General features: G+C 34.3%; 10 protein-coding genes. 8 read left to right on the forward strand and 2 right to left on the reverse strand.

Annotated features, from left to right (window positions below):
- The first annotated feature begins 426 nt into the window (after positions 1-426).
- The 3 genes from rimP to infB all read left to right on the forward strand — a co-directional run bounded on the left by rimP (position 427) and on the right by infB (position 5,079).
- Positions 427-888, forward strand: coding sequence for a ribosome assembly cofactor RimP (rimP, locus tag EV195_RS12755; protein ID WP_132795352.1), 462 nt, complete (start codon positions 427-429; stop codon positions 886-888).
- Between the two features lie 10 nt (positions 889-898).
- Positions 899-2,155: a transcription termination factor NusA gene (gene nusA, locus EV195_RS12760; protein ID WP_132795353.1), complete on the forward strand. Its 1,257-nt coding sequence runs from the start codon at positions 899-901 to the stop codon at positions 2,153-2,155.
- A gap of 89 nt (positions 2,156-2,244) precedes the next feature.
- Positions 2,245-5,079, forward strand: coding sequence for a translation initiation factor IF-2 (gene infB / locus EV195_RS12765; protein WP_132795354.1), 2,835 nt, complete (start codon positions 2,245-2,247; stop codon positions 5,077-5,079).
- A gap of 35 nt (positions 5,080-5,114) precedes the next feature.
- Here the strand turns inward: infB and EV195_RS12770 are convergent, their stop codons facing one another.
- Entirely contained in the window at positions 5,115-5,507 is a 393-nt protein-coding gene (locus tag EV195_RS12770) for a hypothetical protein (protein ID WP_132795355.1), read from the reverse strand.
- A gap of 117 nt (positions 5,508-5,624) precedes the next feature.
- Positions 5,625-5,990, reverse strand: coding sequence for an SPOR domain-containing protein (locus tag EV195_RS12775; protein ID WP_132795356.1), 366 nt, complete (start codon positions 5,988-5,990; stop codon positions 5,625-5,627).
- 215 nt (positions 5,991-6,205) lie between these two features.
- On the opposite strand from EV195_RS12775, the gene EV195_RS12780 reads away from it, so the two are divergent.
- Genes EV195_RS12780 through EV195_RS12800 form a run of 5 tightly spaced genes read left to right on the forward strand, consistent with a single transcriptional unit; the run spans position 6,206 to position 13,194 of the window.
- Positions 6,206-7,504 carry a c-type cytochrome gene (locus tag EV195_RS12780; protein WP_132795357.1) on the forward strand — a complete coding sequence of 433 codons (1,299 nt, stop codon included), beginning with the start codon at positions 6,206-6,208 and terminating at the stop codon, positions 7,502-7,504.
- 32 nt (positions 7,505-7,536) lie between these two features.
- Positions 7,537-10,698 (forward strand): TAT-variant-translocated molybdopterin oxidoreductase, encoded by a 3,162-nt coding sequence (locus EV195_RS12785; RefSeq protein ID WP_132795358.1) that lies wholly within the window; start codon positions 7,537-7,539, stop codon positions 10,696-10,698.
- 23 nt (positions 10,699-10,721) lie between these two features.
- Positions 10,722-12,122 (forward strand): NrfD/PsrC family molybdoenzyme membrane anchor subunit, encoded by a 1,401-nt coding sequence (nrfD, locus tag EV195_RS12790; RefSeq protein WP_132795359.1) that lies wholly within the window; start codon positions 10,722-10,724, stop codon positions 12,120-12,122.
- Positions 12,112-12,639 (forward strand): DUF3341 domain-containing protein, encoded by a 528-nt coding sequence (locus EV195_RS12795; protein ID WP_132795360.1) that lies wholly within the window; start codon positions 12,112-12,114, stop codon positions 12,637-12,639. The genes nrfD and EV195_RS12795 overlap by 11 nt, the downstream gene beginning before the upstream one ends.
- 9 nt (positions 12,640-12,648) lie before the next feature.
- Positions 12,649-13,194: a c-type cytochrome gene (locus EV195_RS12800; RefSeq protein ID WP_207899789.1), complete on the forward strand. Its 546-nt coding sequence runs from the start codon at positions 12,649-12,651 to the stop codon at positions 13,192-13,194.
- Positions 13,195-13,210: the final 16 nt, after the last annotated feature.

Consider the following 13,210-nt stretch of genomic DNA (forward strand, 5'->3'; position numbering starts at 1 on the left):
TCGGATAATTCTAATTTTATATTAGAATGAAAAAGGGGACTTTTAGTCCCCAGTATAATAAAACCTCTGTACTTTCAGTACAGAGTGATTTAGTTCTGGTAGGAGTGTAATTGTGTCTATGTGCCGTTTAAAATTCTTTTTTTATTGATATGATTTAATAATCGTAGAAGTCCTTTAAACGCTAGTTTGTTTATAAGAAAGCTTTTTTGAGTTTTGCCTATTTATTGTGTCGAATTGGTTTTATTGTATTCAAATAAATAGGACTGATGTTTTAAAAATTAGCAATTTTCCTGTTTTTATTAGCTTGAATATCATTTTCCTAAGGGAATAAGACTTGTTTTATACAGATTTTGTTGTTATATTTGCACGGAATTTCTCAAACAAGATGTATGAAGGGGACGGTTGTCCCCTCTTTTTATACCTAAAATGAATCAAGATAAAGTAAAAGAATTATTACAAGAAGCGTTGGATGAAAATCCATCTTTATTTCTTATTGATTTACAATTTCTTGCGAATAGTAAAATCAAAGTTATTGTAGATGGAGATGCAGGTGTTCCTTTAAGTGAGTGTGTTAGGATTAGTAGAAATATAGAGCATAATCTAGATAGAGAAGAAGAAGATTTTTCTCTTGAAGTAACTACTCCAGATATTTCAGATTCATTAAAAGAGAAAAGACAGTATAATAAAAATTTAAACCGAATATTAAAGGTTAAAACCAATGATGCTGAATACGAAGGTCAGTTGGTTGAAATTAATAAAGATGATATCGTGCTAACTTGGAAAACAAGAGAGCCAAAACCATTAGGTAAAGGAAAGCAAACGGTGGAAAAACAACAACAAATACCGTTTGATAGTATAAAAGAAGCAAAAGTGAAGATTATATTTTAATAGTACAGGAATGGAAAATATTGAATTAATTGAGTCGTTTTCAGATTTTAAAGACAATAAGAGCATAGATAGAGTAATGTTAATGTCTATCTTAGAGGAAGTATTTCGTTCTGCATTAAAAAGAAAGTACGGTTCTGATGATAATTTTGATATCATTATTAACCCTGATAAAGGAGATTTAGAGATTTGGAGAAATAGGGTTGTTGTAGCTGATGGAATGTCAGAAGACGATAATGAAGAGATTGAGCTATCTGAAGCAAGAAAAATTGAGCCGGATTTTGAAATTGGAGAAGATGTATCTGAAGAGGTTAAATTAATTGATTTAGGAAGAAGAGCTATTTTAGCATTACGTCAAAACTTAATTTCTAAAATACATGAGCATGATAGTACTAATGTCTTCAAACAATTTAAAGATTTAGAAGGAGAAATATATAGTGCGGAAGTACACCATATTCGCCACAATGCTGTTATATTATTAGATGATGAAGGTAATGAAATCGTGTTACCAAAAACTGAACAAATCCGTTCTGACTTTTTTAGAAAAGGAGATTCAGTTCGTGGAGTTATAAAAAAGGTAGAATTAAGAGGTAATAAACCATCTATAATTTTATCTAGAACAGCACCAGAGTTTTTAGTAAAGTTATTCGAACAAGAAATTCCAGAAGTTTTTGACGGATTAATTACTATTGAAGGTGTAGCAAGAATCCCTGGAGATAAAGCAAAAATAGCGGTTGATTCTTACGATGATAGAATTGATCCAGTTGGAGCTTGTGTTGGGGTTAAAGGATCTCGTATTCATGGAATAGTTCGTGAACTAGGAAATGAAAATATTGATGTAATTAACTATACTAAGAACGAACAGTTGTATATTGCAAGGGCATTAAGTCCTGCAAAAGTAACTTCAGTGACTATTGAAAAGTACGACGAAGAAAAAGACGGTAAAAAAGGAAGAGTAAACGTACTTTTAAAACCAGAAGAAGTGTCAAAAGCTATTGGTAGATCTGGTGTGAATATACGTCTAGCAAGTCAACTTACCGGTTACGACATAGATGTACAACGTGAAGGAATTGAAGAAGAAGATGTAGAGTTAACAGAATTCTCTGATGAAATAGAAGCATGGGTAATAGAAGAATTCAGAAAAATTGGTTTAGATACAGCGAAGAGCGTTTTGGATAAAGATGTTTCGGAGTTAGTAAAAAGAACTGATTTAGAAGAAGAAACTATTTTAGATGTTCAGAGAATTTTAAGAGAAGAATTCGAAGATTAATAACATAAGGTTTTCGGTACCTTTATAACCGAAAAAGTAAGTAAGAAAAATTAAGCCTTACTTATGAAATAAAAAGGATTAAACTATTTATGGCTGAAGCTAAAAAATTAAGACTAAACAGAGTTTTAAGAGAATTAAATATCTCTTTAGATAGAGCGGTAGAACATTTGGCAAAAAATGGTCACGAAATCGAGGCGCGTCCAACAACTAAGATTTCTGATACTGAATACCAAGTGTTACTAGATGGATTCCAAACGGATAAATCTAAACGTGTAGCATCTAAAGAAGTAAGCGAAGAAAAGCGTAAGGAAAAAGAAGAAATACGCAAAAGAATCGAAGCTGAACAAGAAGCTAAACGTGTTGAAGAAGAGGCGAAAAAACAGGAAGTTCTTAAAGCGAAGGCTGAAGCACCTAAGTTAAAAACTGTAGGTAAAATAGATATCGAAACTGGTAAAGCACCTGAAGCTAAAGAAGAACCAAAGGAAGAGGTTAAAGAGGTTGAAAAACCAAAAGAAGAACCAAAAAAGCCTGAGGTAAAGAAAGAAGAGGTTGTTGAACCTAAAAAAGAAGAGCAACCAAAAGTGGCGCCTGTAGTTGCTAAACAAGAAGAAAAAAAGCAAGTTGAGGTTGTGAAAAAAGAGCAACCAGCTCCTGCTAAAGTTCAGCCGAAAACTGAAATAAAAAAAGAACCAGAGGTTAAAAAAGAGGTTACTCCTGAAAACGCTGAGAAAATAAAAACCAAGTATCAAAAACTTGATGGTCCTAAAATGACAGGTCAAAAGATTGACTTGAAACAGTTTGAAAGACCTAAAAAGAAGAAACCTGAAGCTAATAAAGGTGGAAATGATGCTGATAAAAAGAAGCGTAAGAGAATAACTAAGCCTGGTACTGATGGAAATCAAAACCAACAGGGTAATAACCGAGGAGGACAGCCTCAAGGAAATAGAACTCAAGGGAACAACAATAGAAGAGGAAATCAAGGAAATAGAAGAGGAAGAAGACCTGAGGTTCAGAAGGAGGAACTAACAGAAGCAGAAATCCAAAAACAAGTTAGAGAAACACTTGAGAAACTTCAAGGAAAATCTGCTAAAGGTAAAGGAGCAAAATACAGAAGAGAGAAAAGAGATCAGCACAGACAACAAGCGGAGGCAGAAATGCAAGCTGCTCAAGAAAATATACTTAAGGTAACTGAATTTGTTACTGTAAGTGAGGTTGCAACCATGATGGATAAACCTGTTACAGATATTATTTCTGCATGTATGATGTTAGGGATGATGGTAACAATGAATCAACGTTTAGATGCTGAAACTCTACAAATAGTTGCTGAAGAATTTAATTATAAAGTTGAATTTGTAGGTGCAGAAGTTGAAGAAGCAATTGAAGAGGTTGACGATAAGCCTGAGGATTTATTACCTAGAGCTCCGATCATTACTGTAATGGGTCACGTAGATCACGGTAAAACATCTTTGTTAGATTACGTTCGTAAAGCAAATGTAATCGCTGGAGAAAGTGGTGGAATCACTCAGCATATCGGTGCATATAGTGTAACATTAGAAAATGGACAAAAAATAGCATTCTTAGATACACCTGGTCACGAAGCCTTTACGGCAATGCGTGCTCGTGGTGCTCAAGTTACTGACTTAGTTATTATTGTAATTGCTGCCGATGATGATGTAATGCCTCAAACTAAAGAAGCAATTTCACATGCTCAGGCTGCTGGTGTTCCTATTGTTTTTGCAATTAACAAAGTAGATAAACCTAATGCGAATCCTGATAATATTAAAACGCAACTTTCTGCGATGAATTTATTAGTAGAAGATTGGGGTGGAAGTATACAGTCACAAGAAATTTCTGCTAAAACTGGTCAAGGTGTTGGTGAGTTATTAGAAAAAGTATTACTTGAAGCTGAAGTATTAGATTTAAAAGCTAATCCTAATAAAAATGCTGTAGGTACAGTTGTTGAAGCACAGTTAGATAAAGGTAGAGGATATGTATCTACAATTTTAGTTCAAGCGGGTTCTTTACGAATTGGTGACTATCTATTAGCTGGTAAACATAGTGGAAAAGTAAGAGCTATGTTTGATGAAAGAGGTAAAAAAGTTAAAGTTGCTGGCCCATCAACTCCTGTATCAATATTAGGTTTAGATGGCGCTCCACAGGCAGGTGATAAGTTTAACGTATTTGATGATGAGCGTGAAGCAAAACAAATTGCAGCTAAACGTTCTCAATTACAACGTGAACAATCTGTTAGAACTCAGAAAACATTAACTTTAGATGAGATTGGTCGTCGTATTGCTCTTGGAGATTTTAAAGAATTAAACTTAATCTTAAAAGGAGATGTGGATGGTTCAGTAGAAGCATTAACAGACTCATTCCAAAAATTATCAACTGAAGAAATTCAAGTTAATATTTTACATAAAGGGGTTGGAGCAATTACTGAATCTGATGTGTTGTTAGCTTCTGCCTCTGATGCAATTATTATTGGATTTAATGTTCGTCCGCAATCTAATGCTAGAACTATAGCAGATAGAGAAGAGGTTGATATCAGAACATACTCGATCATTTACGATGCTATTAATGATCTTAAAGATGCCATGGAAGGAATGTTATCTCCTGAAATGAAAGAAGAGGTTATAGGAAATGTAGAAATTAGAGAAGTATATAAGATTTCTAAGATTGGAAACATTGCAGGATGTATGGTAATGAGTGGTAAAATTACTAGAGATGCAAATGTTAGAATTATTAGAGATGGAATTGTTGTTCATGATGGACAATTAGCTTCATTAAAACGTTTTAAAGACGATGTTAAAGAAGTTACCAAAGGATATGATTGTGGATTGCAAATTAAAAACTACAATGATATTAGAGAGAATGATGTGATCGAAGTGTATATTGAAGTTGCTGTTAAAAAGAAGCTTAAATAAAAACTTTCTTTACTAAATATTTAAAAAGGTCTTGTTTACACAAGGCCTTTTTCTATGTCTTTAAATTGGAGATACTTTAGTAATAACAATCCTGTGACTAACCCTAAAGCATAATAACATTTCGGAATCCCTTTTAAAACTGTTTGAGGGCAAACAAACTTTCCAGAAATGTGAAGTATAGATGCTATTAACGTAATTAATAATACGATTCCCAAGAATATGTAGTACAAGGTTATTCCTTTGTTTATAATGTGGGTTGTTAAAGCTATTAGGAAGAATACTAATATTATATAACACAAAGGAAAATTAAATAGTTTAGGGCAAACTGTACCTGTTTTGTATTCAGCTATAACAACTCCCATAACAGCTTTAATAGCAACTGCAAAAAAGAAATAAATGACTATTGATGTGACTTGCTTATACGTCATTTTGGGAGATAATACTTATGAGGTTTTGTTCAAATATAAAATTAGTTTTTAATAAAAAAAACTCTTCCAAAGGATATGAAAGAGTTTGTTTATAATTTGAGAATATGTTATCAATAATTATTTAGTGTAAGGAATAACAATAGCACCTGAAAACTTTTCTTTGATTTTATTCAAAGCTCTATCAGCTTCTAGTTTTGTTGTGTAACCACCTACCTGAACTTTCCATTCTGGAGCTTCATATTCTAGTTTTGGAACGCCAGGGAATTTCATCATGTAATTTTGTTTGATGTTTCTAGCTCTTCTTTCAGTTCCGTTATATAACTGAATTTTATAAATGGTTTTGTTTTTCTTATTGTAATTCCTTTTCTTTTTCAGTAGCGAGTTAATACTTTGATTATCTGTGTAATTAGATTGAGAATTAACATTTACAAAACCTAGTAAAAAGAAGGCTAATAAAACTAAATTCTTACAAGTTTTCTTCATATTTTGTGTTTTATACAAAAGTAACGACTTGTGAGTTAATAGATTGCTAAGGCTTGTTATTTAGAATTAATATAAATTACAAATTAGGATTCTCTTAACATTTCCTATTTTGCAGAGAAGTAGTAATTTTGTCCGAGTTTATACAAATGGTTTAAAAAGATATCCAATTGTAAAAACGACATACATATTAGATACAAAAATTATATTTTTAAAGTATGAAAAGTGTGAATCATCACAGTAAACTTAGTCGAACCCTTCTTAGTAGCCTTACTTTCTTATTCGTATTTCTAGTAAGTTTTTCGGTAAATGCCCAAGATGTTGATGCAGAACGTCAAAAAGCGGGAAGAAAATTATTTAACGCTAACTGTGCTTCTTGTCATAAGTTAGATAAAAAATCTACAGGCCCTGCATTAGGAGGTGTAGAACAAAGAAGAGAAAATGAATGGCTAAAAAAATGGATTCGTAATAATGCTGAGTTAAGAGCTTCAGGAGATGCTGATGCAATTGCTATTTACGAAGAGTATAATCAGTCTAATATGACTGCATTTCCTCAGTTAACAGATCAGAATATTGATGATATTTTGTATTATACAACTGTAGGTAATATTGGAGGTGGTCCTAAAGGTCCGGAAGGTACAACTACCACTCAACCTATTAATCAAGCGCCAAAATGGTTAATCTGGATTTTAGCTGCTGCAATTATAGTTGCTTTCTTAATCATTGGTAACTTATTAAAAACGGTTAGTGAGTTAAAAGGTGCGCCTAAAACTCCAGGATTGTTAGGGCAAGCTGCTGAATTATGGGAAGGTATTAAGAAAAATACATTCTTACATGTGTTATTCGTAATCTTCGGTGCATTAATCACAGCATATGTTTTATTCGGAACATTGTTCAAAGTTGGTGTAGATCAAGGATATCAACCAGTACAGCCAATTTTATTCTCACATAAAATTCACGCAGGAGATAACAAGATTGAATGTCAATATTGTCACTCTGCTGCTAAGCATTCTAAGCATTCAGGTATTCCATCGTTAAATGTTTGTATGAACTGTCACAAAAATATTTCTGAAGTAGCTGAGGGAACTCAAGTTGTTTTAGAAGAAGGTGGTCGTGTAGTTGGAAAAACTGAATTAGATAAAGAAATCGCAAAAATCTACGAGCATGTAGGTTGGGATAAAGATAAATTAGAGTACACAGGAAATACTAAGCCAATCGAATGGGTTAGAATTCATAATTTACCAGATTTCGCATACTTCAATCACTCTCAACACGTAACTGTTGCAGGTGTGAAATGTCAAAAATGTCACGGACCAGTTGAAGAAATGGAAGAGTTATATCAATATTCTCCATTAACTATGGGGTGGTGTATTGACTGTCACAAGGAAACTAATGTTGACTTGAAAGGTAACGAGTACTATGCTAAGATTCATGCAGACTTAGCTAAGAAGTATGGAGTAGAGCAAGTAACAATTGCTCAGTTAGGTGGTAAAGAGTGTGGTAAATGCCACTATTAATAATTAAGAAAGTAGAAAAACACGTTATATAAATGGCTTCAAACAAAAAATACTGGCAAAGTGTTGAAGAACTAAATGATAGTTCTGTTGTTGAAACGCTACGTAATACAGAGTTTGTACAGGAAATACCTACAGACGAGTTTTTAGGAGATAAAGAAACTCTTGAAGGTTCATCTACTTCACGTAGAGATTTCTTAAAATATGTAGGTTTTTCAACAGCTGCGGCTTCATTAGCAGCATGTGAAGGACCTGTAAGAAAATCAATCCCTTATGTAGTTCAACCTAACGATATAGTGGTAGGTGTAGCAGATTGGTATGCAACTACAATTGCAGACGGATTTGATTTTGCAAATGTTTTAGTGAAAACTAGAGAAGGTCGTCCAATTCAAGTAATGCCAAACAAAGAAGCAGGAGGAGTAACTAATGCTCGTACACAAGCTTCTGTGTTATCATTATACGATAGCGACTTACGTGTAAAAGAACCAAGAAAAGGTGAAGCTCAAATTACTTGGGCAGACGCAGATAAAGAAATTGTAGCGAAATTAGAAAGTCTTAAAAATGCTAATGCTTTAGTATACTTAATGACTGGAACTCTAGCGAGTCCATCTACTGAAAAAGTAGTGGCTGATTTTGTTGCTAAATATCCAAATGTAAAGCACGTTACTTACGATGCGGTTTCTGAAAGTGGAACGGCAGATGCTTTTGAAGCAATGTATGGTATGCGTGCATTACCAAATTATGATTTTAGTAAGGCTGAAGTAATTGCTTCTATTGGAGCAGATTTCTTAGGAGATTGGCAAGGTGGTTACGAGAAGTCTTATGCGGAAGGAAGAAGAGCAGATACAGGTAAGATGTCTTACCATGTTCAAATAGAAAGTAACATGTCTTTATCAGGAGCTAATGCTGATAAACGTATTGTTGCTAAACCTTCGATTCAAGTAAATGCATTAATCAAATTATTTAATGCAATTACTGGTCAGAATATTACAACAGAGAATACTCCGATTGATGCTCAAATCAATAAGCTAGCTCAAGATTTAAAAAAGGCAGGAAGCAAAGGAGTTGTTGTAACAGGAATCAATGATAAGAATGCTCAGATGGTTGCTTTAGCAATCAATAAAGCATTAAACAGTGAAGTAATCGATACTGAAGCTGTTAATTTAACTCGTCAAGGAAGTGATGCTAAAGTTGCAGAATTAGTTTCAGATATTCAATCAGGAAAAGCTAAAGGTTTAGTTACTTACAATGTAAACCCAGCTTACTCATTAACTGGTTTTGGAGAAGCAATTAAGAAATTAGATTTGTCAGTAGCTATTTCTACTCAAGATGATGCTACAGCAAACGCGACTCAATTTACATTACCTGCGCCTCATAATTTAGAGAGTTGGGGAGATGTAATGGCAACTGCTGGAAAATATAGTTTAGTACAACCTACAATTGCACCATTATTTAATTCTCGTCAATTTCAAGACGTGTTATTAAAGTGGTCTGGTGCTGAAAAGAACTATTACGATACATTAAAAGAATTTTGGAGTACTAATGTATTAAACGGTGCTTCTTGGAATCAAGCTTTACATGATGGTTTCTTTATGGCTCCTGTTGTAGAAACAACAGAGTCTACTGAAGAGACTTCAAATGAAGAGAATGTTTCAGGTACTGTAAATGTAAATGCAGCAGCTAACGAGTTAGCAAAAGTAAAATCAACTCAATTTGAGTTAACATTATATACTTCTACAGCGTTAGGAGATGGTAAACAAGCAAATAACCCATGGTTACAAGAGTTACCAGATCCAATTACACGTGCTTCATGGGATAACTACTTAACAATGTCTATGGCAGATGCTAAGGAGTTAGGATTTACAAACCCAGTTAAAGATAATGGAGCTATTGATGGTAACTATGCAAAAGTTACTGTAAATGGAGTAGAAGTTACAGTTCCTGTAATTATTCAACCTGGGCAAGCTAAAGGTTCTTTAGGATTAGCTTTAGGATATGGAAGAACACAAGGACTTAAAAAGGAAATGCAAGTTGGTGTTAATGCATATCCTTTATATGTAGATAATAAAAACGTTCAGTATAATGTATCTGTTGAGAAAGTAGGTGGAACTCATAAGTTTGCTTGCATTCAGGTGCAAAGTACATTAGCTGGTCGTCATGATATTTTAAGAGAAGCTACTTTAAAAGAAGTAAATGATAAGTCTTTAGATCCAAAGCACACATGGAATCAACCTTTCATGGTGTCTTACGATCACCAAGAGACTGAAGCTACTGATAAGAAAGTAGATTTATGGGATGATCATGATAGAAGCTTAGGTCATCACTTTAACTTATCTATCGATTTAACTTCATGTACAGGATGTGGAGCTTGTGTGGTTGCATGTCATGCTGAAAACAATGTTCCAGTTGTAGGTAAAGACGAAGTTCGTGTAGGTAGAGATATGCACTGGTTACGTATTGATCGTTACTATTCTTCTACTGTAGAAGATAAGCAATATGCTGAAGGAGTAGCGATGACTATGGATGAGTTTAAGGCTCAGAATCCAAACATTCCTAATAAGGATATCGAAAGAAGATATACTGAAAAGGTTTTAGAATTAAGCAAAGGAGATTTATTCGATGCTTTAGAAAACCCAGCAGAGAATCCAGAGGTTACTTTCCAACCAATGATGTGTCAGCACTGTAATCACGCACCATGTGAAACAGTTTGTCCGGTTGCTGCAACTTCTCACGGTCGTCAAGGTCAAAACCAAATGGCTTATAACCGTTGTGTAGGTACTCGTTATTGTGCAAACAACTGTCCATACCGTGTACGTCGTTTCAACTGGTTTAACTATGCAGATAACAAAGAATTCGATTTCAACATGAATAACGAATACGGTAAGATGGTATTAAACCCAGACGTAGTTGTTCGTTCTCGTGGAGTTATGGAGAAATGTTCTATGTGTATCCAAATGACTCAAGCTACCATCTTAAAAGCTAAGAAAGAAGGAAGAGCTGTTAAAGCTGATGAGTTTAGTACAGCTTGTTCACAAGCTTGTTCTACTGGAGCTATGGTATTTGGAGATGTTAATAACGAGAAAGATACTGTTGCGAAGTTAAAAGAAGATAGAAGAGCTTTCTACGTGTTAGATTACATTGGTACAAAACCAAACGTAGTGTATCAAGTGAAAGTAAGAAATACAAACGAAGCTTAATTAAAATTATAAGAATATAGATTATGTCGGGTCATTACGAATCGTCTTATAGAGAACCTTTAATACTTGGTGATAAGAGTTACCATGATATTACAGAAGATATAGCAAGACCAATAGAAGGAAAAGCTAACAAACACTGGTATGTTGCATTCTACATTTCTTTAGCAGCAATGTTATGGGGATTTGGATGTATCTTCTACACTGTAGGAACTGGTATTGGTGTTTGGGGATTAAGTAAAAACATCGGTTGGGCATGGGATATTACCAACTTCGTATGGTGGGTAGGTATCGGTCACGCAGGTACATTAATCTCAGCAGTACTATTATTATTCCGTCAAAAGTGGAGAATGGCAATTAACCGTTCTGCGGAGGCAATGACAATCTTTGCGGTATTCCAAGCAGGTTTATTCCCAATTATTCACATGGGTCGTCCATGGAACGGATACTGGGTATTACCAATTCCAAACCAATTCGGATCGTTATGGGTTAACTTTAACTCGCCATTATTATGGGACGTATTCGCAATTTCAACGTATTTATCGGTATCACTAGTTTTCTGGTGGACTGGTTTATTACCTGATTTCGCTACAATCCGTGATAGAGCAGTGAAGCCTTTCCAAAAGAAGATATATGCTTTATTATCTTTTGGATGGTCTGGTAGAGCTAAAGATTGGCAACGTTTCGAGGAAGTATCTTTAGTTCTAGCTGGTTTAGCTACTCCTTTAGTACTTTCTGTACACACAATCGTATCGTTTGACTTTGCTACTTCGGTAAACCCAGGATGGCACTCAACAATTTTCCCACCTTACTTCGTTGCTGGAGCAATCTTCTCAGGATTCGCAATGGTACAAACTTTATTAGGAATTATGCGTAAGGTAACTAACATGGAAGCATATATTACTCGTTTACATATCGAGTATATGAATATCGTTATCATTTTAACTGGAGGTATTGTAGCTGTTGCATATGCTACTGAATTCTTTATCGCATGGTATACAGGATCTCCTTATGAAAACTATACATATTTATCATTTGGTGCTGAAGCTGGTGCTTACGGATGGGCATTCTGGTCATTAATGATTTTCAATATTATTATTCCTCAAATCTTATGGATTAAGAAATTCAGAAGAAGTTTTGTGGTTTCTTTCTTAGTATCGATTGCTATTAACATCGGGATGTGGTTTGAGCGTTTTGATATCATCGCAATTGTATTAAGTAAAGGTCAATTACCTTCTACTTGGTGGAGATTTGAGCCAACGTTTGTTGATGTAGGTATCTTCATCGGAACTATTGGATTCTTCTTTGTATTATTTTTATTGTACGCTAGAACATTCCCAGTAATTCCAACAGCAGAGATTAAGACGATTTTAAAATCTTCAGGAGAGAATTATAAAAAATTAAGAGACGAGAACAATGAGCACTAATAAAGTAATTCACGCATTATACAATGATGATGATATCTTAATGGATGCCGTTAAGAAAGTAAAAGGAGAACATCATCATATAGAAGAAGTATATACTCCTTTCCCAGTTCATGGACTAGATAAGGCATTAGGTTTAGCTCCTACTCGTTTAGCGATTACTGCATTCTTATATGGAATTACAGGAACGTCGATAGCTATTTGGTTAACTTGGTATACAATGATTGCAGATTGGCCACAAGATATTGGTGGAAAGCCAAGTTTTACATGGTATGAAAACATGCCTGCTTTCGTTCCAATTTTATTCGAATTAACGGTATTCTTTGCAGCGCACTTAATGGTAATCACCTTTTACATGAGAAGTAGAATTTGGCCATTTAAAGAAGCTGAAAATCCAGATCCAAGAACTACAGATGATCATTTCTTAATGGAAATCCCAGTTCATGATAACGAAGAAGATTTAAAAGCTTTGTTAGAAACAACAGGAGCGGTAGAAATTAAAGTAGTAGATAAGCACTAATAGACAGATATGAAGAGTATAAAAATAGTTATTGCTTTAGTTATTGTTACAGTATTTGCTTCTTGTAACAATAAGCGTAAACCACAAGTACAATATATGCCAGACATGTATGTGTCTGTACCATACGATGCTAATGGAACTTCTTCAGCTGGAGATGTACCAGTAAACAGACCACCTGTAGCTGGAACTGTTAGTAGAAATGGAGTAGTTGCTTATGATATTCCTGATACAAACGCAGGATATGAAAAAGCCAAGGCTGAATTAAAAAGTCCATTAGCTAAGACTGAAGAGAACTTAGAAAATGGAAAACAGATGTACGGAATTTACTGTGCTGTTTGTCATGGTAAAAAAGGTGATGGTAACGGAATTTTAATGGAGAGAGAGAAGTTCTTAGGAATTCCTAACTACAAAGATAGAGACATCACTGAAGGAAGTATTTACCATGTTTTAATGTATGGTAAGAATATGATGGGTTCTCATTCTTCACAACTTACTTACAAAGAGCGTTGGCAAGTTGTACAGTATGTAGAAAAATTAAGAAGCGAATTAAAATAATAAGTCTATAATAGAT

It is taken from the genome of Tenacibaculum skagerrakense, assembly GCF_004345825.1.
Lineage (GTDB): Bacteria > Bacteroidota > Bacteroidia > Flavobacteriales > Flavobacteriaceae > Polaribacter > Polaribacter skagerrakensis.